This is a genomic window from Enterococcus haemoperoxidus ATCC BAA-382 (genome assembly GCF_000407165.1).
GTDB lineage: Bacteria > Bacillota > Bacilli > Lactobacillales > Enterococcaceae > Enterococcus_L > Enterococcus_L haemoperoxidus.
In genome coordinates this window covers 499,975-524,560 of the sequence record NZ_KE136479.1, presented here as the reverse complement: position 1 = coordinate 524,560, position 24,586 = coordinate 499,975, and the positions used below count along the sequence as shown (strand labels likewise).

General features: G+C 35.4%; 22 protein-coding genes, 2 tRNA genes and 2 other annotated features. Of the genes, 6 read left to right on the top strand and 18 right to left on the bottom strand.

What is annotated here, in order from left to right; genetic code table 11:
• Positions 1-20 precede the first annotated feature (20 nt).
• The 3 genes from I583_RS02515 to I583_RS02505 all read right to left on the bottom strand — a co-directional run bounded on the left by I583_RS02515 (position 21) and on the right by I583_RS02505 (position 2,909).
• On the bottom strand, positions 21-1,091 hold the full coding sequence (locus tag I583_RS02515) for a methionine ABC transporter ATP-binding protein (RefSeq protein ID WP_010762982.1): 1,071 nt from the start codon (positions 1,089-1,091) through the stop codon (positions 21-23).
• A complete protein-coding gene (locus I583_RS02510) occupies positions 1,088-1,936 on the bottom strand; it encodes a MetQ/NlpA family ABC transporter substrate-binding protein (RefSeq protein WP_010762981.1) in 849 nt (282 codons plus the stop codon). The genes I583_RS02515 and I583_RS02510 overlap by 4 nt, the downstream gene beginning before the upstream one ends.
• Before the next feature lie 67 nt (positions 1,937-2,003).
• Positions 2,004-2,255, bottom strand: a binding site (T-box leader).
• A gap of 93 nt (positions 2,256-2,348) precedes the next feature.
• Positions 2,349-2,583, bottom strand: a binding site (T-box leader).
• A gap of 65 nt (positions 2,584-2,648) precedes the next feature.
• Positions 2,649-2,909 (bottom strand): hypothetical protein, encoded by a 261-nt coding sequence (locus I583_RS02505; RefSeq protein WP_010762980.1) that lies wholly within the window; start codon positions 2,907-2,909, stop codon positions 2,649-2,651.
• A 193-nt stretch (positions 2,910-3,102) separates the two neighbouring features.
• Here I583_RS02505 and I583_RS02500 point away from each other — a divergent pair.
• Positions 3,103-3,175 (top strand) — tRNA-Thr (locus I583_RS02500).
• An 85-nt stretch (positions 3,176-3,260) separates the two neighbouring features.
• Positions 3,261-3,755 carry a GNAT family N-acetyltransferase gene (locus tag I583_RS02495; protein ID WP_010762979.1) on the top strand — a complete coding sequence of 165 codons (495 nt, stop codon included), beginning with the start codon at positions 3,261-3,263 and terminating at the stop codon, positions 3,753-3,755.
• 60 nt (positions 3,756-3,815) lie between these two features.
• Here I583_RS02495 and rpoN read toward each other — a convergent pair whose 3' ends face one another.
• On the bottom strand, positions 3,816-5,141 hold the full coding sequence (gene rpoN, locus I583_RS02490; protein ID WP_010762978.1) for an RNA polymerase factor sigma-54: 1,326 nt from the start codon (positions 5,139-5,141) through the stop codon (positions 3,816-3,818).
• 59 nt (positions 5,142-5,200) lie between these two features.
• Between rpoN and I583_RS02485 the strand changes: the two genes are divergently transcribed.
• Positions 5,201-5,272, top strand: a tRNA-Arg gene (locus tag I583_RS02485).
• A gap of 558 nt (positions 5,273-5,830) precedes the next feature.
• Here the strand turns inward: I583_RS02485 and I583_RS02480 are convergent.
• From I583_RS02480 to I583_RS02460, 5 genes are all read right to left on the bottom strand, one after another.
• Positions 5,831-6,799: a tetratricopeptide repeat protein gene (locus tag I583_RS02480; RefSeq protein WP_010762977.1), complete on the bottom strand. Its 969-nt coding sequence runs from the start codon at positions 6,797-6,799 to the stop codon at positions 5,831-5,833.
• Positions 6,800-6,940: 141 nt separating this feature from the next.
• Positions 6,941-7,231, bottom strand: coding sequence for a hypothetical protein (locus tag I583_RS02475; RefSeq protein ID WP_010762976.1), 291 nt, complete (start codon positions 7,229-7,231; stop codon positions 6,941-6,943).
• Between the two features lie 179 nt (positions 7,232-7,410).
• Positions 7,411-8,082 (bottom strand): ABC transporter ATP-binding protein, encoded by a 672-nt coding sequence (locus I583_RS02470; RefSeq protein ID WP_010762975.1) that lies wholly within the window; start codon positions 8,080-8,082, stop codon positions 7,411-7,413.
• 4 nt (positions 8,083-8,086) lie between these two features.
• Positions 8,087-9,178: an ABC transporter permease gene (locus tag I583_RS02465; protein ID WP_010762974.1), complete on the bottom strand. Its 1,092-nt coding sequence runs from the start codon at positions 9,176-9,178 to the stop codon at positions 8,087-8,089.
• Between the two features lie 143 nt (positions 9,179-9,321).
• Positions 9,322-9,903, bottom strand: a complete 582-nt coding sequence (locus I583_RS02460; protein WP_010762973.1) for a TetR/AcrR family transcriptional regulator — start codon at positions 9,901-9,903, stop codon at positions 9,322-9,324.
• Between the two features lie 366 nt (positions 9,904-10,269).
• Here I583_RS02460 and I583_RS02455 point away from each other — a divergent pair, with 366 nt between their 5' ends.
• Positions 10,270-11,160 (top strand): C40 family peptidase, encoded by an 891-nt coding sequence (locus tag I583_RS02455; RefSeq protein WP_010762972.1) that lies wholly within the window; start codon positions 10,270-10,272, stop codon positions 11,158-11,160.
• 250 nt (positions 11,161-11,410) lie between these two features.
• On the opposite strand, the gene I583_RS02450 is transcribed toward I583_RS02455, so the two are convergent.
• Complete coding sequence (locus I583_RS02450) at positions 11,411-11,704, bottom strand: hypothetical protein (RefSeq protein ID WP_010762971.1); 294 nt, start codon at positions 11,702-11,704, stop codon at positions 11,411-11,413.
• A gap of 497 nt (positions 11,705-12,201) precedes the next feature.
• Here I583_RS02450 and I583_RS02445 point away from each other — a divergent pair, with 497 nt between their 5' ends.
• Positions 12,202-12,900 (top strand): response regulator transcription factor, encoded by a 699-nt coding sequence (locus I583_RS02445; RefSeq protein WP_010762970.1) that lies wholly within the window; start codon positions 12,202-12,204, stop codon positions 12,898-12,900.
• Complete coding sequence (locus tag I583_RS02440) at positions 12,890-14,383, top strand: HAMP domain-containing sensor histidine kinase (protein WP_010762969.1); 1,494 nt, start codon at positions 12,890-12,892, stop codon at positions 14,381-14,383. The genes I583_RS02445 and I583_RS02440 overlap by 11 nt, the downstream gene beginning before the upstream one ends.
• Positions 14,384-14,438: 55 nt before the next feature.
• Here I583_RS02440 and glmS read toward each other — a convergent pair whose 3' ends face one another.
• The 8 genes from glmS to cdaA form a co-directional block, all read right to left on the bottom strand.
• Positions 14,439-16,250 carry a glutamine--fructose-6-phosphate transaminase (isomerizing) gene (glmS, locus tag I583_RS02435; protein WP_010762968.1) on the bottom strand — a complete coding sequence of 604 codons (1,812 nt, stop codon included), beginning with the start codon at positions 16,248-16,250 and terminating at the stop codon, positions 14,439-14,441.
• Positions 16,251-16,783: 533 nt separating this feature from the next.
• Entirely contained in the window at positions 16,784-17,617 is an 834-nt protein-coding gene (locus tag I583_RS02425; protein ID WP_010762967.1) for an energy-coupling factor transporter transmembrane component T family protein, read from the bottom strand.
• Positions 17,614-19,323 (bottom strand): ABC transporter ATP-binding protein, encoded by a 1,710-nt coding sequence (locus I583_RS02420; protein ID WP_010762966.1) that lies wholly within the window; start codon positions 19,321-19,323, stop codon positions 17,614-17,616. The genes I583_RS02425 and I583_RS02420 overlap by 4 nt, the downstream gene beginning before the upstream one ends.
• Positions 19,324-19,456: 133 nt before the next feature.
• Positions 19,457-20,008, bottom strand: a complete 552-nt coding sequence (locus I583_RS02415; protein WP_010762965.1) for an ECF-type riboflavin transporter substrate-binding protein — start codon at positions 20,006-20,008, stop codon at positions 19,457-19,459.
• 11 nt (positions 20,009-20,019) lie between these two features.
• On the bottom strand, positions 20,020-20,877 hold the full coding sequence (locus I583_RS02410; protein WP_010762964.1) for an SAM hydrolase/SAM-dependent halogenase family protein: 858 nt from the start codon (positions 20,875-20,877) through the stop codon (positions 20,020-20,022).
• A gap of 229 nt (positions 20,878-21,106) precedes the next feature.
• Positions 21,107-22,462 (bottom strand): phosphoglucosamine mutase, encoded by a 1,356-nt coding sequence (gene glmM / locus I583_RS02405; protein ID WP_010762963.1) that lies wholly within the window; start codon positions 22,460-22,462, stop codon positions 21,107-21,109.
• Positions 22,463-22,552: 90 nt separating this feature from the next.
• Entirely contained in the window at positions 22,553-23,701 is a 1,149-nt protein-coding gene (locus I583_RS02400) for a CdaR family protein (protein WP_010762962.1), read from the bottom strand.
• Complete coding sequence (gene cdaA, locus I583_RS02395) at positions 23,698-24,585, bottom strand: diadenylate cyclase CdaA (RefSeq protein WP_016249893.1); 888 nt, start codon at positions 24,583-24,585, stop codon at positions 23,698-23,700. The genes I583_RS02400 and cdaA overlap by 4 nt, the downstream gene beginning before the upstream one ends.
• Position 24,586 lies beyond the last annotated feature (1 nt).

The following is a 24,586-nucleotide window of genomic DNA, read 5'->3' as shown; positions in this document are numbered from 1 at the left end:
CGCTCCTTTTTATATTTAATTTAGATAACATGTAAAGGTATGATGTTTTCTTCTGGTTCTTTCTTTTTCAACACTTTGATTTTTACACCTTGTTTTTGTAAAAAGTCCAATGCTTTTTCTCGTTGGTGTTCTTCTCCCGAAAGAATGACGATCAAATTGCCAATTGGTACTTGCTGCAAGATTTCTACATTTCCATATAAAATATTCGTAACCACATGATATTTGCTATAAAGTTGAGCAATCAGCGGTTCGCTTGTTTGCTCCCCTACATAAGAAAATTCTACCAACACTTCATTTCCACTCAGATTTGTCAAACTTGGATGCTGTATAATTGTTTCTAGCGCTTGATCGATATGTGTTGCCGTTCGGATAAAGTCCTTCGTCAAGGCTTCTTTAGGTTGACTGAAAATCGACACAATATCATTTTCTTCGATCACCTGTCCATCTTCCATCACAGCGACTTTGTTGCAAATTTCTTTCACAACTTGCATTTCATGCGTGATCAGAACAATCGTCAAACCTAACTCTTTGTTTAACTTCTTTAATAAGTCTAAAATTTGAATCGTTGTTTTAGGATCTAATGCGCTAGTTGCTTCATCACACAATAATATTTCCGGATCATTGGCTAATGCTCTAGCAATGGCAACCCGTTGTTTTTGCCCGCCTGATAATTGGCTAGGATAAGCGTCTTTTTTCTCTGAAAGTCCTACTAGTTCAAGCAATCGTTCAATTTTTTCTTTTCGTTGTTCTTTTGAAAGGCCAGAATACTTTAGAGAAAAATCAACATTGGCAAAAATTGTTCGTTCCTTCATCAAATTAAAATGCTGGAAAATCATGCCGATATTTTTACGCTGCGCTCTTAGTTCTTTAGGTGAAAAACTAAGAATATTTTTATTGTTGATAATAACTTCGCCTGAGCTTGGCCTTTGAAGCAAATTGATTACTCGAACTAAGGTACTTTTTCCTGCCCCTGAATAGCCAACAATGCCGAATACATCTTCTTTTTCAATCGTTAGGGAGACATTTTTCACTGCATCGATTTGTTGTTTTTTCTGAAAAAAGGTGACATTAATATTTTTTAATTCAATCATTTTTGTTCCTCCTGTAATTCTTTCGGTATAAACCAATAATTTCCTTGGTTATGTTCGTTCAAGTATTTTTTGAACTCGTCTGAATGATAGGCTTTCACCACAGCTTGTGCCCAAACGCTCTCTGAATTTTTTTCATCGACCGTTGCGACTAACTCATAGTCTTTTAACACATCTTCTGAAAGTAGACTGTCTTTTGGATCAAGCTTGGCACTATAGACAATGCTTCCTGGAATCACCGCAAAATCTAGATCTGCTAAACTTCTAGGAATTTGAGCCGATGACATTTGAATCAGTTCTAGATTCTTAGGATTATTAACAATATCTTCTTTCGTTGCCTTGACTGGATCAATTCCTGTTCTCAATTTGATCCAACCTGCTTTTTGCAAAAGATTGAAGGCTCGTGCAGTATTTGACGCATCATCAGGAATACCTATTTTATCGCCTTCTTCTACTTCATCTAACGTATCCCTTTTCCCCGGAAACACCCCTGCTGGAACAGTGGGAATCGCTGTAATTCCAACCAAATGAGTTCCTTTGTTCTCATTGAAGTTATTCAGATAAGCAGTATGTTGGTCAACATTTACATCAATTGCTCCCTCTGTTAAGGCTACATCTGCTTGGATTAGTTCTGTAAATTCGGTTTGCTCTATCCGATAACCCTCCTTTTCTAAGATGGGTTTGACTGCTTCTAAAAATAATTCGCTATACGGACCGGGTGAAGTCCCAACTCGAATGATTTTTGCTTCTTTTTCTTTGTTTACAGCAGAATTTCCATCATGACCGCATGCCGTAATTGCGACTAGTCCCGTCAAAATCAACACTATATTCAAAAACTTTTTCCTCATGCATCGTTCCTCCATTATTATTATTTATAAAAAGAAAAAAGCGTCCTCAAATGTATAAAATTATACATTTGAGGACGCTTTTGCGTGCTACCACCTCTATTTGATATCCACTCACATAGATATCCTCATCAAGTACGTCGATCAATGATCGATTATACTCTAGCACATTAACGGGTGCATCCGTCGCTGTCTTATGAATTTCTCACTCGAAGCGCTGCTCAATGGCCATTTTCCAGATTTCGTTTACCGCTTGTTTTCAGCTACCCAAGCTCTCTGTTAGATATCGTCTTATCTGTACTTTCCATCTCATTGCTTTAATTATTTAGTTGTTTGAAGAATCAATATTTTCTCCGTTAATCTTATACTTTTAATCTTGATGAACATAAAAATAGCCCTCTACCAGCTGCTGCTAGTAAAGGGCGAATAATCGCGGTACCACCTTTGTTTTAAAGTAATCATGATTACTTTTCTTAGACCAAGTCTTATAACTTGTCGCTTTGATAACGGATGCTTTCCCGAAGCTGCTTACATATCAACAGCTTATCCTCCTGAGACCATCTTCAACTCTTATGCGCTTATCTCTTTTCACCAACCGAGACTCTCTACAAAAGCACGTCCAAATTTACTCTTCTCTTCAACGGACTGTTATTCATTTGTTGTTACGTTGTATTCTACTGGAAAATAAATTACATGTCAAATCTTTTTTTATTATTTACTCAGTAATTGTTTCTCTAGGACTAACTAGGTACTGCTCCAAGACATCTTTAGACATTTCTTTTCCATATCCACAAATTGGACATAGTAAGTAATGACTTGATGATGTGTTAAAAATTGGGATCCAAAATAACGTAAATTTTCGTCCAATTTGTTTTCCCTGCATGATTACTTCGTTGTTACAATGACTACAGTCACATTGAATCACTGTATCCCCTAAATCTTTTTCAAATCCTTTGCTACCCCAAACAATAAACATATTTATTTTCTCCCCTTTGTTTCAGTTTATCAATAGGGGCTTAATTGTGTCAATAAGATAATTAAATATAGACTCAAATTGTGCTTTCGTTATATAACAAATTTTGGAAAAAATCTTGATCAGCTATTGGATGTGGAAATTGATTGACAAACCTTACTATCTACGGTAATCTGTTATCTGTATTACTAATATTGCCGCCTTAGCTCAGCTGGTAGAGCACCACCATGGTAAGGTGGGGGTCGACGGTTCGAATCCGTCAGGTGGCTTACTGAAAACTGTACCCAATATTATTGGATATAGTTTTTTTATTATATTGATTAGATAAAAATCCAAAGAAAATAGGTGAAAAGAATGACCATTCATAAAGATTTAACATTCGATTTCTATCAAGAAAACGATCAACAACTTTACTCCCTTCTCACAAAAGATATTCGTGTCATGCGTTATATCACTGAAAAAGCAGAACCTGAAAATGAAGCCATTGAAAATTTCAAAAAGATTTTAGCTTATAATAAAGCGCATAATGACCAGACTGGTTACTACAAAATTTTTGATCAAGAAACCTATATTGGTTTTGGTAAATTGTCTTGGGATGAGGAAAATAAAATAGAAATCGGTTATATGTTGTTGCCAGAACACTGGGGCAAAGGTTATGCCACACAAATAATTGCGATATTATTGGACTTTATAGAACAATCGAAAACATTGTCTGCTGCTACGATTTATGCCATTATCGATCCAAAAAATGGTGCATCAAAGCATCTTTTAGAAAAATATCATTTCGTTTCTGTTTGGCAAGGAGTCGAAGATGGATTACCTTCTGAACATTTGGTTTGGCAACCTTAATCTATGATAAAAGAAAAGCGCCTAACTCTTTGAGCTATCCTCAAAAGTTAGATGCTTTTTTTAATCATCATATCGTTTTCGTTTAGATGAAGCTGGGATTCCCAAAGCCTCCCGATACTTGGTTACAGTACGACGAGAAATTTCGATTTCTTGTTTTTTCAACAAATCTACCAATTTCTGATCTGAAAGTGGTTTTGCTTTATTTTCATTATCAACTAAAGCTTGCAATTGTTTTTTGATGCTGCTTGTTGAGGTTTCTTCTCCTGTGGTTTCATTTGATAAGCCATGCGAAAAAAATGAGCGAAGTTCAAAAACACCAAATTCTGTTTCTAAATATTTGCCATTGACTGCTCGGCTAACGGTTGATTCATGAATTTTCAATGATTCTGCAATTTCTTTTAAGGTCATCGGTTTTAGCGGACGATCTTCTTTAAAAAAGAATTGCTGTTGGCGTTGGACAATTTCTGTGCCCACTTTTAAAATAGTATCACCACGTTGAATGATCGTTTTTTCTAACCATTCAAATTCGTTTTTCTTTTCCTTGATGTACTCTTGAACTTCTTTATCATCTGTTGCTTCCATTCGTTCAAAATAAGCTTGTTGGAACTGGATTGTTGGCGTACCTGTTTTATTGGAAAGAACCTTTAATTGATTCTCCTTGATTCGTAATGTTAAATCTGGGCGTATATATAAGCCAGAAGTTGATTCAAACATACTTCCAGGGGCTGGGGTCAAGGTCTGAATGTAATCAAAAATCGTTTGAATCTCTGACAGCTCTACATCAAATTTTTTAGCGATCAAACCCCACTTACGATTAGCCAAATGATCAAACTCTTCTTCAATTACAATATAGGCTAGGTCTGGCGCTGTATCATCACGTTCTACCTGCAGTAACAAACATTCTCGTAAATCGCTTGCACCAACTCCTGCTGGATCTAATTGCTGAATCAATGTCAAAGCATCCAACATTTCGATTGCTTTGGCTCCTGTTTTTAGAGACGCTTCCTCTAGATCAATCATCAAATAGCCATTTAAATCAATATATTCAACTAAAAATAAAACCAGTGTTCGTAGATAGGTATCCCGATAATTTAAATGGATTTGATCAATCAAATATTCAAAAAGCGACATGTGGTTATCAGGAATTTGATTTAAGTAATTGTTTTCTTCATTAGTATAAGTTCGGCTGTTAGAGCTGGGGAAATCTCCATAATTTGTCTCGGTTTGAATGTCGATCAAAGGATTTTCTAGCGACTTGGCTTCTATGTAGGCATAAAGTTCTTCTGAATTGTATTGTAAAATCTGAATCGATTGTTGTAATTGTTGGGTCATTGCAAGTTTTTGGACTTGTTTTTGTTGTTGTGATTGATGTTGCTCAAATTTCATTATTTTTGTCCTCCCCCTTGTAATTTATCAAAATATCAGCTAAACTAGTAAACGTGCTTGCGCCCTTAGTGTAGTGGATATCACGTAAGATTCCGGTTCTTGAGACGGGGGTTCGATTCCCTCAGGGCGCGTCATTTTTTGAACCATTGATTTACTGCTACATGTAGAATTATAGCATAATTTAAAATCAGATGTCGCTATAAACAAGATAACATCCCCCTGAACACTACAAGTGAATAGTGTTTTTTTATTTGTCACAATCTCTACTTAACAATAAGATTCAAATTATGGACATTTTTTTATATTCTCTCATTTATCTATTGAATCCATTTAAAATCTGATAAAAAAAGACTATTTTTTTGTGTTATTATGGTTCTTTGATAAATATCATAGTTAGGTAGTGAATAGGATTGAGTCAGCATCATACAAGGCTATTAGTTATTTCACTTCTTTTAGCACTCACAGAATTTATTTTGAACCGTTATTTTAATCAATTTACAGCTATTGATTATCAGCTCTTATTTTTAATCATCACCTTTATTCAAGGTGGTATAATTTTATATTTTCTGCTCTCATTTTTACTGCTATTATTTATTAGTTATAGCTCTAGAAAATAAATAGGCAGCTGATTTCTATCTAAAAAAGAGTAAATAGGCTTGAAGTCGCCCTTTACTCTTTTCTTTTTATCTTTACAAAACCATCGTTTCAAGTTCAAAACGAATCTTGCTTTGAATCATCTGAATTTTTTCGATTTCTGATCCGTCTTTATCAACTTGATATTTCTGGGCAATAGAATGATTATACGAGATGATATAACTTATAGCCCATAGCCTCGGGTCCTCAATGATTTTATCTGCTAACGGATAAAGTAGTGCAAAATGCAGCCGTATTTCTTCCATGATATCCACCAATAAAATTGGATTATCATTGATTAGTTCTTTTTCTAAAAAAAGAAGAATTCTTTGATAGGCTGCACAATCCAGCGGTCCACCTACAGCTGCTGGAATAACTGTATATTTTTTGTTATCCCTCCATAAAAATTCAACTTCTTCTTTTACGTGTAGGCTTACAAGTTCTTCCAGTATCCACGATCGAACTAAATTATGTACTTGCTCATCTAACAAGATTTTTTTCCCGATCACAATAAATTCATCATGCGGCAACTGTCCAGCTTTTTTTACTATTGCTAATTGTTCATAGTAATTATGCCTGTTCAAATGATTCAATTCTTCTTTTAATTCTTTGATTTTGCCAACTTCAAATTGCTGATACATCAATTCAACATGACGAATTTTCTTTTTTAAAGAAATCAATTTTCTCATTTCTCCGCTTTGTTCCATTAAAATTCGTTCATTAATAATGCTATGTGCTTGGATAAACATATTATTTTGAATCAAAATTTGGATATAAATCTCCAAATAATCTAAATAAGCAAAATATTTTTCTTTCATTTCTGAAGCTAACGATAAAGCTTGCTCGTTTTCACCTATTTCTAAATACATGTTTACCAACACTAAATTCAACGGAAAGTCCTGTCGTATTGCGTAAGCTTGTTCATAATAATCAACTGCTTCAATCAAATTATCTTGTTTTACTGCTTCTTGTCCCAGCTCAATAAACCGTTCATAGTTTTTTGGAAATGGAATTTGATTCGTCAAAAGAAACGCCACCTTCCTAATGATTATTTCCCATATTTTAACACTTACCGAAATAAATGATAGTAAATGGGAAATAGTGTGTATCCCTTAAAAAGGAAAAAATTTTGCTTGAAACGAAATATACTAAAAATCACGAAAATTCTAATATAAATTTCTAATAATGACAGCTACTTCAGCTTGACCTTCTGCTTGCATTCGTTCTGCCTTTTCTACCAACGTATAGCCAACATAGAATTCTTTTGTCAACTCATCTTGTACTTTGAATTCCACAACGTCTTCTACATGAAAAGCATTTGGCTCAACTTCTTGAACACTATCCCAACCAGTATCGATAAATACTTTGGTATTATCATTAATCGCGCTATTGGCTTCCAATTCTTCCACAAGTTTTTTTAATTGTGAAAATGTCATTACTTCTACTCGATTATCCATTGTGCTGCCTCACTTTCTGTTATTTGACTCTGTGTTTTATTATACCAATTACATGTATATTCAACCACTTACTTTTCTCCACTATCATCATAACCTAAAATCAAATTTTATAACACTTAAATTTAAAAAGAAGGGAAATAAACTTTTTTTGTTTATTTCCCTTCTTTTCTACTGTTTTACTACTCTTTTGTCAGTTCACCATCTTCAATACGATAAACATTGTCGCTCCATTCGATCATTCTAGGGTCATGAGTGACCATGATCGTTGCTTTTTGTTTTTCATGTGCTTCTTTTGCCAAAATTTTTACAACTTCATATGCATGTTCCGTATCTAGACTCGCTGTTGGTTCATCTGCTAAAATCAAACTTGGTTCATTGAACAATGCGCGAGCAATAGCCACACGTTGTCGTTCTCCTCCCGACAAGTCTCTTGGAAATTTGTGAATTAAATCAGCAATATCTAAAGAGGTTAATAAATCATTGATTCGCTTTGTTTCAGTCTTTTTCTTTTCAATTTTGTCGACTAATTTAAATTGATTTTCTACCGTTAAAAACGGGATTAGATTAGACGTTTGTAAAATAAACCCTATTTCCTCAAAACGTAATCGCGAGCGTTTTTTTTCATTTAAATGGGTAAAATCTTTGCCGTTGATCATAATAGTTCCAGACGTAGGTGTTTGTAAGCCACCTGCAATTGTCAAAAAGGTACTTTTACCAGAACCTGATGGGCCAATGATACTGACAAATTCTCCAGCTTTAACGTTTAAATCAATTCCTTTTAATGCTTCAACTTTTGCATGACCTTTACCAAAATCTTTACGAATATCATCCATTAATAAAATATCAGTCATTTTCTTACCCTCCTATCGCTTTCATTGGATCAACGTGAGTCACTGTGCGGATCGAGAAAACACCGCCTAGTACAGCAACGATAATCAACACTATACTATAAACCAGTAAATTCATACTATCTAATTCAAACGGCATCGCAGAAGGTAAAACAATGTTTGTCAGCAAGGTCAAGACCACACCAATCAAGACACCGATCACGCCTAAAATGAACGTCTGAGCTATGATCGATTTGATAATATACCCATTAGAGATTCCCTGCGCTTTCATTACGCCGAATAAACTTGTTTTTTGTAAAGTCATCACGTAGATAAAAATTCCAATGATTGCTGCAGTAATCACAAATAGGAAATAGATCATCGCGTTTAATGTAAGGTTTTGCTCACTATAGCCAGGTAATTTTTCGATAAATGCGTTAATTTCATATTTTGCCAAATGATCGTCTGTATCTTGCAACTTGATATCATTTGTTTTAGTAGAACGGACAACAATTCCATTGATAGGGGCTTTAGTTCCTTCAATGATTTTGCCAAATTTAAGCTCTTGCCATTGATTTAACGATGTATAAATCAATGGTACGATACTAAAGCTGTTTTGTTTCGTGATACCAACAACTTTCAACTCTTTATCTAGCTTTCCGATTTTTACGTTATCTCCTAGCATAATTCCTTTGTCCACCAAGTTTTGTGGAATGATGATTTCACCCGAATTCTTAAAATATCGTCCTTCAACTAATTTAGGTTTGATTGAACTATTTTCAGTCACACCAAAAAGAGAAATATTGATCTTATCCACATCTTTGTTTTGACCGACTTTATTTAAAGCACCTGCGTATTGTCCAAGTGGTTCTTTTTTATCTGCTTCCACCTGATTTAAATCATCCATAACCAAACTTGAAGCATTCAAACTCTTATTCGCATCTTCAGATAAAATAATACTCGTTGCATCCCACTGATCAACACCTTGTCTCACACCTTGAGCAAGCCCATTGGCTAAACCAGAAAGCATAAAAGCCACATACGCGACCAATACAATGACACCTATCACTAATGTGTACCTAAGCTTAAAATACTTCATCTCTTCTAAACCCAAAAACATTGACTCCACCTCTTTTTTATCAGTTGATAAAAAAATGCTTAAAAAAATAAAACAAACATTTTTATCACTTGATAAAAATTCTACCATGAAAAAAAGAATTAAACAATATTTTTTTATCTCTTGATAAAAAACATTTTAATTCTTTAAGATAAAACACCATGCAAAACCATACTCATCAGTTCAGAAATCTGTTCTGAACGCTCTTTTTCTGTAGAAATTTGGTGGATCGTTGAAAATAATAACGACAGGCTCATAAGATAAAACTGGGCGGCCTTTTTCGATGATACCATAGTGTTTAAGGGTGTTTGACTAGTTTCGAAAATAGCTTGTAATGGTTTTAAATAATAGTCATTCAGTATATAAAACAATTGCTGTTTATTTTCTTGTTCCATCTCAGCGGCGCTTTGATGGATAAACGAAAAAATATCTCTATGGTAAACATTCAGCAATGCATTCGTACATTTTATCAATTTGTTTTCAAGTGAATCAGGCTCATCTTGTATTTGTCCCATTTCATGTTTCAGCTGACTGCCAATTTGTTTGTTGATTTCAATAAACAAAACTTCTTTATTTGAAAAATGATAGTACAAAGCCGGCTGTGTGATATTTACAGCCTTAGCAATGTCACGAGTAGACGTATTTTTATACCCGTTTGTTAAAAAAAGCTCCTTAGCGGTTTCTAAAATCGATTGATGCGTGATTTCAAACACTGTTTCCTTTTTCATTGCCCTGCCCCCATTTTCCACATGTTCATGCTCTTTTACTGTATGAACTATTTTAAATCAAAATCAGGAAAAAAGATAGTCAATAAAAAAGAAGCGTGTGTTACCACATAAAGAAATTGGTTTTCAGCAGTATAAAATTTCAAAAACAGACATTATTGAAATCTAATCTTACTTATATTACAGCAATCTGCCTAATTGAAATAAAAGTACTTTTTTTGTAAATCAGGAAACAAACATTTAACCCACCTTTTACATACTTTTTATGCTTATTATGTTTAAATGTTAACTGGTCTTAAAATAGTAAAAGAATATTTTAAGTAATCTTGACGAATTAATATAAAAATTGAATACATAAGGAGAGTTTTTTTGAAAAAAAATAAATTCATAACCAAATTATTTCTCGGCTGTTTAACGCTTTCTGCTGGTTTATTACTCAGTGACCATGCTTTTGCAACGTCTACGGAAGCATCCGAGCAAGAAAACATGATTACCGAATCTTCACAAAAATTAGCGCAATTAAAAGAAACCAAACAGAAATTATCAGAACAAAAAATCGAGAATAATAATCAGCTTTCTACCGTAGAGAAAAAAATCCAAAAAATCCAAGTCGACCTTGATCAATTAGAGAAACTTGAACCAATTGGTACGATTTCTGAAACATCAGAACCTGATAATGACCATACCGTGATACTTAAGGCACACTTTTCACCGCTAACTGTCAAAGAAAATTCCGCAACCGAGAAAAAATCACAATTAACGGAATTAAAGCAAAAACGACTTTCACTCGAATCAGACAGCAAAAGTATTTCAAAGCAAGAGTCAGAAAGATCTAAACAAGAAACTCAGCTATCTGAAAAAATCGCTCAAGTCAGTAAACAAAAAGCAGAGCAAGCAAAACAACCAGATACACGTTCAGCTATCGTCGCTGCAGCAAAAACGCATTTAGGTAAACCATATGTTTACGGCGCAGCAGGTCCTGACGCATTTGATTGCTCAGGCTTAGTTCAAGTCGCTTTTGCCTCTGCTGGACGTACTATCGGTCGAACCACTGTTGACCAAGAAACAGCTGGGGTTACAATTTCAGTAGCAGAAGCCCAAGCTGGGGATTTAGTTTTTTGGGGCAGTCATGGCGGAACTTACCACGTAGGGATTTCGACTGGTGATGGTTCATACATTCATGCACCTGTTCCAGGCGATGTTGTACAAGTCGCAACAATTGCTTCTTATTCTCCTGACTTTGCTGTAAAAGTTTTATAAAATAGAACTACCGAAAAAATCATTGCTTCTTTTTCGAAAGCAATGATTTTTTCTAACTATTTTAAAGGAAAACAGAATCTCATTACTAAAATATCTTTCCTATCTAAAATCTCTCATTTTTTTATCTAAAAATCGAAATTGTTGAGAATTATGAGAAAGTATGGTATTTTATTATTGTGTGTAATTTGATTTGTGTTCCCTCTATCTCTCAGATAGGGGAATATTTTTTTATTCAGCACTTTTTCACGTCTTACCAACAAGAATTATTCATTTCACCATGATGTCTTTGTCTCATCTCTCCCCTATAATTTCCACGATGATTTTCTTTTCTACTATAGAAATATTCCCTAGATTCCTCTTTATTTTTTTTAATTTCGTTCTCTTCTTTTTTCTTCAATTCATCTGCATCCATTTCCTGCTCTAGTTCAATTTTTTTATCATACCTATGGTTAGAATTTGGACTTTTAACTGCCTCACTAACAGTAACAAAACTTAATCCTCCTACAAACACTGCTACAAATAATCCACTAATTATCTTTTTCATTTCTTGATTCCTCCTAATTTTAAAGCTGATCAGGCTCGTACGGCTCTGACAGAAAAATAAGAAAATAGAAAGGTGGCGCTCTTTGCCACAATCAGATTTTATCTTTTTTCCGAAGAGCTAGCCTGCGAAGCTCAATAACATAAAAGCTGATCAGGCTCGTACAGCTCTGACAGAGAAATAGGAAAATAGAAAGGTGGCGCTCTTTGCCACAATCAGATTTTATCTTTTTTCCGAAGAGCTAGCCTGCGAAGCTCAATAATATAAAAGCTGATCAGGCTCGTACGGCTCTGACAGAAAAATAGGAAAATAGGAGGGTGGCGCTCTTTGCCACAATCAGATTTTATCTTTTTTCCGAAGAGCTAGCCTGCGAAGCTCAATAACATATCATTAACTTTCCTTTAGTTTAATGAATAATTGTGTCAAATATGTGTCGAAAATAAATTCCCAAAATAGATAATTATTGACTATAATAAAAGAATGAACTAGGAGGATATTTCATGAAAACTATTTTGATTGTTGATGATCATTCACAAATTACAGAAGTTTTAAAAGAATATGTTATAAAAGAAGGATTTTCGCCAATCGTTGCTTCCGATGGACAAGCAGCCCTTGATGCATTTTTTAGCCATACGATCGAATTGATTTTATTAGACGTCATGCTTCCAAAACTCGATGGATTCGATGTTTGTAAAAAGATACGAGAAACATCAGATGTGCCGATCATCATGGTCACAGCCAAAGGTGAAGACTATCATCGCATCATGGGATTAGATATCGGAGCAGATGATTATATTGTAAAACCATTTTCCCCAAGTGAAGTGATGGCACGAATTCGGGCAATTCTAAGACGAATCGAACGAACAGATGAAAATCAGCTTACAATGAAGCAACTGACTTATGATAACTTGATCGTTTACTTAGAAGAAAAGAAAGTCACGATTGCACAACAAGAAATTATGTTAACAAAAAGGGAATTAGAACTGCTGTGGTTACTCTTAGATAACCGAGAAAAAGTATTTTCAAGAGATAATTTGTTGGACAGTTTATGGGGCATCGATTATTTTGGTGATGCGAGAACTGTGGATACTCATATCAAACGTTTACGGGCAAAATTAGACGAAGTCGCTCATTCAAACTGGGAAATCACCACAGTTTGGGGCCAAGGGTATAAATTTGAGGGTAAAAATGAAAAATAAACTAACTAGAAAACTCATCCTTTACTTTTCACTTACGTTGTTTCTTTTTTCATTGGTGATCTGTGTCGCATTTAGTACATTATTTTCCAGACAAACGGTTACTATCCATACCGAAGAAATGACTCGGCGTGCAACAGTTATCGCAGAAGCTTTAAATGATTATTTTACGGAAGAAGAAACAACGGACAATAGCAGTTCTATGCATGGTATGATGGGTTCTCGCACCTCAATGAAAATGGGTATGGGGTATTCTTCGTTCCTTAAATTTATGGATCAATTCGGAATAGATGATATTTGGATCGTTGATGAAAATGCTGATACCATCACTGTAGGTCACGGCATGCACAGCAAAGAATATGAGGAATTACCCGACAATGCACAGGATGTCATCAAGAAAGTCTATAATGGTAAAACGACTACTAGCAATGCCTTCAGCAACTTTATTGGAGAACCAACCGTTACAGTAGGTGCACCAATTAAAAATAGCAGTGGCGATGTTCTAGCCGTTGTTTTACTTCATTCAGCGATTTCTAGTGTTCATAAAGAGGAAAATCAAGGGTTTTTATTGCTATTTATCAGTATTATAATCGCTTGGATTATTGGACTTTTACTGTCAATCCTTTTATCGAAAAAATTTATAGCACCAATCAATAAAATGAGTCACTTCACAGAAGAACTTGTTATCGAAAACTATGATGATACACTAAACGTTGATACCAATGATGAAATAGGACAATTGGGAGAAAAATTAACTATTTTAAAGAACCGTCTTGCTATAGCCAAGTCTCAACGGGAAAATCGCGAACAGGCTCAGAAAAATTTTCTATCCACAATTTCTCATGAATTACGAACACCTGTAACCGTCATTCGTGGGTCTCTTGAATCACTAAATGACGGGGTGATCGATCAACCAGAAAAAATTGAACAGTATTATCAGCAGCTTTTAGCAGAGTCTATTGTTTTAGAACGGTTAATCAATGATTTGTTAGAACTATCCAGACTAGAAAATCCTGAATTTAGCATTACAATGGAACCAGTTTCGATCAACGATATTTTATCAGATAGTTTAAGAAGTTTGCGTTTGAAATCATCAGAAAAAGACCAAGAATTACTATTGGAAGATTTAGTAGGTCGACCTATTATTGTCAATGGTGATTACGGCAGGATTCGCCAACTTTTTGTTATTTTGATCGAAAATGCACTCAAATTTTCGCCAAATCAAGCCATTATATCTATTCAGTCTAAAGTAGAAACAAACAACATGGTCATCAGCATTCATAATCCTGACTCCTATATCTCTCCAAAAGAACAAAAAGAAATCTTCCAACGTTTCCGTCAAGCTCGTTCGAATGATCAAATAGATGGTACAGGATTAGGTTTAGCAATTGCTAAAGAAATCGCTGAACGACATCTTTTTGCTTTAGATGTCAGTAGTGATAAAAAGAGTGGAACAACATTTTACGTTAAAATACCAATAAATTAGAAAAAAGAAGTTGGACTCTAACTCTAAAAGTTAGTATCTCAACTTCTTTTCGTTTTTATTCTACCGTAACACTTTTGGCTAAATTACGTGGTTTATCTACATCATAGCCTCTTTGCAATGTGGCAAAGTAAGCAATCAATTGTGTCGGGATAATACTAACTAAAGGACTTAGTAATGGATACACATCTGGTATGATCAATTGATCGGTCACTTTAGCTAATGATGCTAAGGCAATTACAAAATTATGAGCGCCGCGACTTTCAACTTCTTTTAAATTTCCACGAGTATGTGCCGCTGTTTTTTGATCCGTAATTACACCAAAAACGGGTGTTCCTTCTTCAATCAGTGCAATCGTACCATGCTTTAACTCCCCAGCTGCAAAACCTTCAGCTTGAATGTATGAAATTTCTTTTAACTTCAATGAAGCTTCCATTGATACGTAGTAATCCACACCTCGTCCAATATAAAAAGCATTTCTCGTCGTTGATAGATAGTCTTCTACTAATTGGCTGATAACCATTTTTTCATCAATGATCGTTTCCATAACCGCTGCAATCACACTTAATTCATGAGCGATGTCAAAGTCTAACGATGACTGATTTCCTTTATTATCTCCCACTGCTTTGGCAAGAACTGCTAAAACAGCAATTTGTGCAGTATAAGCTTTTGTTGAAGCAACAGCAATTTCCGGTCCTGCATGAAGAAGTAATGTATAGTCGGCTTCTCTAGATAAAGTAGATCCGGCTACATTTGTTAGTGTCAGTGATGGCAAACCAAGTTCATTGGTTTGCACCAATACCTGACGACTGTCAGCTGTTTCTCCACTTTGACTTAAGAAAATAAAAAATGGTTTTTCAGATAATAACGGCATATTATAGCCAAATTCACTTGAAAGATGAACTTCAACTGGTATATGAGTCATCCTTTCAAGAAGTGCTTTGCCAACCCAACCAGCATTATAGCTAGTCCCACAAGCAACGATATAGATACGATCACTGTCCGTTATTTTTTCGATGATTTTTTCATCAATTACAGCATCGCCAAGTGTATTCGTATACTCCTGACTAATTCGGCGCATAACCGTTGGCTGATCATCAATTTCTTTTAGCATATAATACGGATATGTCCCTTTTTCAATGTCACTTAAATCTAATTGAGCTTCATATGACTCACGATAAACTAAATTACCTTGTTCATCTTCGATCTCTATCTTATCAGCTTTGACGATCACTATTTCACCGTCCGCAATTTCAACAAAATGATTTGTTTCCGCAAGCATCGCCATCGCATCACTACAAATAACATTAAACCCATCACCTAAACCAATCAATAATGGACTTTTATTTTTAGCGACATAAATTGTATCTGGATTAATTTTGTCGATCAACGCAAATGCATACGAGCCTTTAATCACTGTTAAAGCTTTTTTAAACGCTTCTTTGGTTGTCATTCCAGCTTCTGCAAAATACTCGATCAAATGAACCGCGATTTCCGTATCAGTCTCGCCCTCCAGTTGCTTATTTTGAAGAAATTCCTGTTTTATTTCATCAAAATTTTCGATCACACCATTGTGTACCAAAATAAATTGGTGATTGCTTGATGTATGAGGATGGGCATTTCTTTCACTTGGTTTTCCATGAGTTGCCCAACGTGTATGGCCAATTCCCACTGTACCTTGAACTTCTGGGCTGAGTTTACGCTGTAGATCAGCGATTCTTCCTAACGATTTTACTAAATGATCTTCTGTATTTTTTCCAGTTACAAAAATTCCAGCAGAATCATATCCTCTATATTCCAATTTTTCTAATCCTTGGACTAAAATATCTGTTGCATTCTCTTTACCAATAATTCCTACGATTCCACACATACTATTCATTTCCTACTTTCTCAATTGTCTTAGGTCATTGCTCAAGAAAAAAGAAGCGGATCGATAAAAAATATGTTTTCGTCATTTTTATTTAACAGACTTCGTATTTTTTATTCCAAGCACATTCTATTTCCCCAAATCTTTATCATAGGTTTCTATTCTGCATAGTTGAATTTTTGTTATAATTTTGCAATTATTTTTTCTTTCCAACTTATAGAGTGCAGTCCCTAGAGCTATCCGCCGAATCTTTCGATAAGCTCTTTCCTCGTCACCTGAATACTCAGGCCTGGCGCTATTCCATATTGGTCTAACCAACCTCCTTTATATTTTTTCAAATAGAAACTGGATTAATCATACAACGAACCCTATATATGTGTCAACACTTTTATCAAAAACTCTAAATTGGTCTAGTCAAAAAAAAGATAAAAAAATGATTGGGCCATAACTCTGCGAGTCATATCCCAACCATATAGAATTCGAATAAAACATTGGAGCAAAAGCAACGATTCTCGCCACAATCTCTTCAAATAGTGTTAATTAAAAGGATTATAAAATCTACCGCCATTGACTTTGAATAAAGCAAAACTTAAAACAGTCAATAAAATAGCGAATCCAATAACAATAAAATCAGAGGTATGAAAAGGTCGTTCAGCATACCATGTTCTTTTCTTTTTTTCCCCAAAACGACGCAATTCCATCGCTGTGCTGATTGTTTCAATTCGATCTAAGCTAGAGAGTATCAATGGAAAAACAATTTGGGCTGTTCCTTTCAATCGTTGTGTTAGTTTACCTTTTTTAGACATCTCAAAGCCACGTGCTTGCTGTGCTAAAGAGATATTGACAAAATCTTCTTGAATATCTGGAATATACCGAATGGCCAATGCTACAGCATAACTGATTTTATAGCTAACACCGATCCGATTTAAACTGGACGCAAACTCACTTGGGTTGGTCGTCAATAGAAAAATCAGCACCAACGGTATCGTACAAAAATATTTTAAAACTAAATTAAATTCATAAAACAGTTGCTCTTGTGTTAATGTAAAACGACCTATCCCTTCCCAAATGACGGTTCTAGAATGGTATAAATCTACTCCATATTCGGGCGAAAATAGATACACCGCAATAATGTTCAGTAACGAAAACACAAAAATAAATTTTACAACAAATGAAATTTGGTGCCACTTAATGTGTGATAGCTTAAATAAAACCAATGAAAATAGCGTCATCCCCATCAAGAAACGGGTATCATACGTTGTCATACAAGCAACCGACAACAGAATCAAAAAAATCAATTTAGCCGTTCCATTCAATTTATGAATCATTGTACTATCAGGAATATAGCCTAACATTTGATGTTCATTCATTTCAAACGCACCTCCTGATCATAAGCCATAAAGCTTTCTGTAAACAAAAACGGCTCTTTCATACCTAGATGTTGCGCAAAAGTAAATAAACTTGTTTCTTTCAATGAAGCACGTTCCACTAATTGAGAATCCGTCAACACTTTAACTGGTGTTGTATCTGCGAGAATTTTGCCATCATACAAAACAATTGCACGATTTGTATATTCCAACATTAAATGCATATCATGAGTAATCATAGCAATTGTTACACCCAAGTCATTTAGCTTTTCTAAAAAGGTCATCATTTCAGTATAATGCTTAAAATCTTGACCTGCTGTTGGTTCATCTAAAATAATCATTTCAGGTTCTAAAACTAAAATTGCCGCAATCGTGACTCGTTTTTTTTGACCAAAACTAAGTGCTGAAATCGGCCAATGACGAAACGAATATAGACCACATATTTTTAAAACATGTTCAACACGTTCGCTTATCTCTGCTTTTGGCGTTCCTTTCAAGATCAAACCTAAAGCAACTTCGTCAAAAATCATTTTCTTTGAAATCATTTGATTAGGATTTTGCATGACAAAGCCAATCTTATCTGCTCGTTCTTTAATAGAAAACTGAGTAAAATCTTGTCCTAACCAACTCATTTTTCCTGATTGCGGTGTAACAAATCCACAAATAGCTTTACTTAAAGTGGATTTACCGGCACCATTTTTCCCAACAATGCTCAGCATTTCTCCACGATTGAATGTAACCGAAACATCCTTTAGAACAGATCGATCATTTCGGTTATATTGGTACGTAATATTTTCCAATTCCAATAATGGTTGTAACGTTTCTTGCGCTATCGCTTGAGATTGTTTGTTCATCCATTTTTCCATTTGTACTTTCAAGTTTGGTGCTTGAACTTTTTCAATGTCAGCTAAATGCTCAACCGTTTCTAAATCCACGCCAGCATATTTCATCGCTGTTATATAAAGAGGTTCTCGAATCCCTTGTTCCGATAATATATTCGTTTTTAGTAGCTCATCTGCTGGTAAATCTGCGACAACTCGTCCATCATTAAACACGATCACACGATCCACAGAACGATATAAAACATCTTCTAAGCGATGCTCAATAATCAAAATAGTGGTTTTCGTCTTTTGATGGATTTCTTCAATCAACCCAATCGTTTCTTTGCCTGCTTTAGGATCAAGATTAGCTAGTGGCTCATCAAATACCAAAATCGGTGCCTCATCTATCAAAACACCAGCCATCGATACTCTCTGTTTTTGTCCGCCAGACAAATCTTGTGGTCGATGCTGTAAAAAATCATTCAATTCAACGATTTTAGTCCAATGATCGACTTCCTCTTTCATCTTACTTTGCGATACTTCATCATTTTCTAAAGCAAACGCAACATCTTCTCCCACTGTTAATCCGATAAACTGACCATCTGTATCTTGTAAAACTGTTCCAACGTCAAAAGATAAATCAAATAGACTGGTCTTTGTTAATTCTTTATCACGGATCGTTACATTTCCTGTTATTTCCCCTTCATAGCTATAAGGAATCAATCCATTGATACATTGTGCAAAAGTCGATTTACCACTACCGCTCGGCCCTACGATCAAGACTTTCTCCCCTTCATAGATCGTTAAATCAATAGTGTGTAATGTAGGTTCCGCCTGACTATGATATTGGAAAGTAAAATTGTCAAAAGTTATCAGTGGTTTTTTCATCGATGACGCTCCCTCATTCTATGTAAAAAAGAACAAGAAAAGGCTGGTACGCTTTGAAAATCAAGCTTGCTTTTTCTCGCCCTTAATTTTATTTCAGAAATTATATTTGTACTAGTTTCATTTTACTACATAATCAATCTTTTGTTAAACTCCCTTTTTTAGTTCGCGTAGCAGCATAAGCTGCCATCAACAATGTTCCGATGATCCCTACTGCAATAATGTTTAATACAACAGCAATCACGCCTTGTGTGTATACTTTACTAGCTGGTTCACTGTAAATCAACACATCTAATGTCGGTGCAATCAAACCCCAAACTACAACATTTCCAATCACTTGATAAATATTAAAATAAATAATGTCTTTTTTATTGAATTCGCCATGTTGAAGATCGATTTTTCTCCCTGCAAAACCATAGATCACTCCTATAATACCAGAACAAATGATCCAACTCCACCATGCACTGCCATACGTTGTAAAATCTTTTAGCGTATGACCAATTAGGCCAATCAAACCGCCTGCAACAGGTCCAAAAATAACAGAAATTAGTGCTAAAAACGGATAAGCTGTTTCTAAGTTTGTATTGGGAAATCCTGTTGGAATCACCACAAATCGACCTAAAATAACAAACACCGCTGATCCAATGCCGATTGCTACAATTGTTTTTACTGAAAAATCTTTTTTCATATTTCCCACTCCTATTCAAAAATGATCTTCGGTGCTTTTCTTAACTGGATCGTCCAGTCTGTTCCCGTACCAATATGATACAGTTTAGAAAACGAATCCTGATTGACTGCTACCCCAATATTTACCAATGAATTCACATAAACTAAAGGTTCACCAATATTCACATCTGCGAAAGATTTAGCAAATTTCATAATATTTTGGTACACTTTTTTCCCTTGATGATAAATTGTTACTTGTAATTGATCCCCATGCATAATCTTTTCATCTTTCATAAATGCCAAGGGAATATTTGTCCATAAAGAACCAAAACGAATATCTAAAACATCAATACTTCCTTCTAAAATATGTTCATTATGCTTCGCTTCGATCAATGGCAATACTTTGATGGAATCGATCCCAACAATACTGCCAAGTTCTTCAAACGAAATCTCACCACTAGCCAAACGCGCCCCATTATAAGCATAAATATCCCTGCCATGAAACGTGTGACTTTCTTCTGAATGAGGTAAGCGGCTTGTTACTTCATCGATCGACCGTATCTCTTTGATTCCTTGATAATGGGAAATATGTGTTAAAGATCCATTATCCGGCGTAATGATATAATGTCCAGACTTGGTTTTTGCTACGATACTTCGCCTTGTACTTCCTACACCAGGATCAACAACAGAAACAAAAACAGTTCCTTTGGGCCAATATTTTACTGTTTGATACAGACGATAAGACGCCGCCCAAATATCATAAGGAGGAATTTCATGGGTCAAATCGCCAATGATGATCTCATCACTTACCATATGAGCGACACCATACATCGCACTTACTGCCCCGTCGCCAAGTCCAAAATCTGTTTGCAAAACTAAATGGTTTCCCATCTTATTGCTCCTCTCTGACTATTTCTATCTATCATTTTTTGTGAAAAAATAGGCTGTATCCTGATTTATTTCCCTATCAATTCTCAAACATAGTACCTTTTTCTGTTTATTCTGTCAATAATATTATCGAACAATCATCAAGATATACCAATCATTATTCGTTTTTTCGACCAGAAAAATAACCCGTATACATGTTTCCATGCATACAGGTCATTCCAATCATTTTTTATTAGCCTATACCAATCTCAGATTTCACGACATCAGCAATTTTATCTACATAGTAATCCACTTTTTCTTGTGTTGGAGCTTCAGCCATCACACGTAATAAAGGCTCTGTCCCAGAAGGACGAACTAAAATACGGCCATCGCCATTCATTTCTGCTTCCATTAATTCAACAACTTCTTTGATTGCAGGAACATCCATTGCCCCATGTTTATCTGTTACCCGAATATTCACTAATTTTTGTGGATAAACAGTCAACTCTGAAGCTAACTCAGATAATTTTTTCCCTGTTTGTTTCATGACATTCAATAACTGAATACCTGAAAGCATCCCATCACCAGTTGTATTGTAATCCAAGAAAATCATATGTCCTGATTGTTCTCCACCAAAATTATAATCATTTTTACGCATTTCTTCAACAACATAACGATCCCCAACTTGAGTGATCACGTCTTTCATTCCAGCTGCTTCTACCGCTTTTCTGAAACCTAGATTACTCATAACGGTTGTAACGATCGTATCTTTTTTCAAACGGTTCTTTTCAGCAAGGTATTTTGCACAGATAAACATGATCTTATCTCCATCAACAATATTCCCTAACTCATCAACTGCAATGATTCGATCACCGTCACCATCAAATGCAAGCCCTGCGTCAGCACCTTTTTCAACAACCATTTCAGCTAATTTTTCAGGATGAGTAGAGCCAACACCATCATTGATGTTCAACCCATTAGGACTTGTCCCCATTGTATAAAAATCAGTTTCTAAATCTGCGAATAAACGATTGACAGAAGTTGCTGTTGCTCCATTTGCCGCATCAATACAAACAGTCAAACCAGATAAATCTCCTGGAATTGTTTGTACTAAGAATTGAGAGTATTTCAATAATCCTTCTGGAAATTCATCTAACGTACCTAAGCCTTCAGCAGAAGGACGAGGTAAATTGTCTTCTGGTGCATCTAGTAATGCTTCAATTTCAAGTTCTTGATCATCTACTAATTTAAATCCATCTGAACCAAAGAACTTAATGCCGTTATCTTCTGCTGGATTATGAGAAGCTGAAATCATGACACCGGCCGATGCTTTTTGTAATCTTGTTAAGTAAGCAACTCCTGGTGTTGAAATAACGCCTAATTGAAATACTTCGATTCCTACAGACAAAAGTCCTGAAATTAAGGCTTGCTCTAGTAACTGACCTGAAATACGTGTGTCACGTCCTACTAAAACTCTTGGTCGGCGTGTAGAATCTTCATGTTGACTTAATACATATCCGCCGAAACGGCCCAATTTAAATGCTAATTCTGGTGTTAGTTCCTTATTTGCAATTCCTCTAACACCATCTGTTCCAAAATATTTACCCATCATAACTCTCCTTCTACTTACTAAGATATCATCCGTTATTCTACTAAGTAACCCACATAGGAATAACTGATTTTCTTAGGTCAATCTACTTTAACTTGCAGGAACTGAACTACTCCCGTTTTCTAGATTATCTTCGGTAGTACTCTCAGTACTTGTCGAACTTGACGAACTTGTTGTACTTGAAGAACTTATCGGTCTTTCACTGGACGGTAACGGTGGTGGCAACACTTGACTTGAATAAGATGTTGTCGTGCTTTGTCCGGTCGTTTCAGAGTAACTTGTATCGGAACCAGCAAAGACTGGATTGATTGTCACTTCTACTTCCTCAGGTGAAACAATGTACTCTGAGTTTGTTGGAATCTTTATTTTTTGTTTAGTTGATGACTTTATATTCGTCACATCAACAGGTAATTCTATTGTATCGATTGCGTCTAAAACTGATTTTGTCCCTCTAATTTCAACTTTTTGCTCCGAAAGATTAAATGTAAAATGCTCAACACCTGAAGGCGGTGATCCTGTTGGGCTGATTGTCAGTCCAACTTCTTTTGAAGGTAATGTTAAGTCAACGACAACTTTTACTTGAGGCGCCGGATTTTCAATACTTAACACTTGTCCTTTACTATCAATTGCTTGGACGTTGACCGTTTGTTTGATTGTATCAACAGATTGTTTGACATTTGATAGTGGAGCAATGACACGAGAGATTGCTTTAGCCGTCTCTTCTCCCGTCGTGATTTCCACTGTTTTAGGACTTACTGAAATTTTCTCTACTTTATAGCCTTCAGCTTCGATTGATTCTGGCAATTGGGCCTCTACGTCAAATGATTTTGTTACTTTTTTCTCAACTGTTACAGTGATTGTTTTTGGTTCGATCTCAGCAGTTACAGCTGTACTTAATCCTTTAACTCTTAATTGAATTTCCGAAGTACCAAGCGGTGTTTTAGTTAAATCAGCAACTACTTGAAAATTTCTAGTATCTTCATTTGATTCTAAATTCAATTGAATTCGATTTGCGCTGCTTAAATGGACGTTCACGGTTTCTTCATAACCAGAAACAAAATATTTGGCTTGATCATACTCTACTTGAACCGGTATATTATAAAGCATTTCATCATAAACTTGGTTTGTACCAGACATATTCGATATATTCCCAGATGAATTAGCATTGAAAAATAGCAACAAGGCAAACAGTAATGCTAATAATCCTGAAAACCAATTGCTTTGGGAGGGCTTTTTCATTTCTTTTTCGCCCCTTTCGATACACCGTCAAGAAAGTGTTGCAAAAGATTTTTTTTATCTTTGTTTTCTTCTTTTGGTACTAATTCTGCTCTAAGGATTTTTAGGTACTCTTCCTGTGTCAGTCTAGGAATCAAATCATTGTTTAGCGTCAGACTGACGTCTCCTGTTTCTTCTGACACAATGATCGTCACAGCATCACTTACTTCACTAATACCAACAGCTGCTCTATGTCGGGTACCGAATTCTTTGGGAATCAAGTTACTTTCTGATAAAGGCAGATAGGCACTTGCTACAGCAATTTTCCCTTGTTTTACGATTACAGCACCGTCATGTAGTGGCGTATTCGGAATAAAAATATTGATCAATAATTCTCCAGTAATGTCGGCATCTAAAGGAATACCCGTTTCAATGTATTCATCTAAACCAGTATTTCTTTCTATTGTGATCAAAGCACCAATCTTCCGTTTCGACATATACTGAATGGCTTTGTCGAAGGAGAGAATCATTTTTTCATCTTCTTGTTGCTCTGACCTAGTTGTACGGAAGAATGAGCTTCTACCGAGATGTTCTAAGCCTCGCCGAACTTCTGGTTGAAAAATCACAACAGCAGCAATTACACCATACATAATTACTTGGTTCATCAGCCAAGATAATGTATGTAGACCAATAATTTCACTTAATATTCGGATCACAATAAAAACAGCGACCCCTTTTAACAGCTGGACGGCTTTTGTTCCCCTAACGAGCATGATCAATTTGTAGACAAGGTACCATACTACCAAAATATCTATAACATTAATAATATAATCACGGGACAAGAAATCAGATGAGATCAATTGCCGCCAATAATTTAAATCAAATAATTGACTAAGTTGAAAAGACATC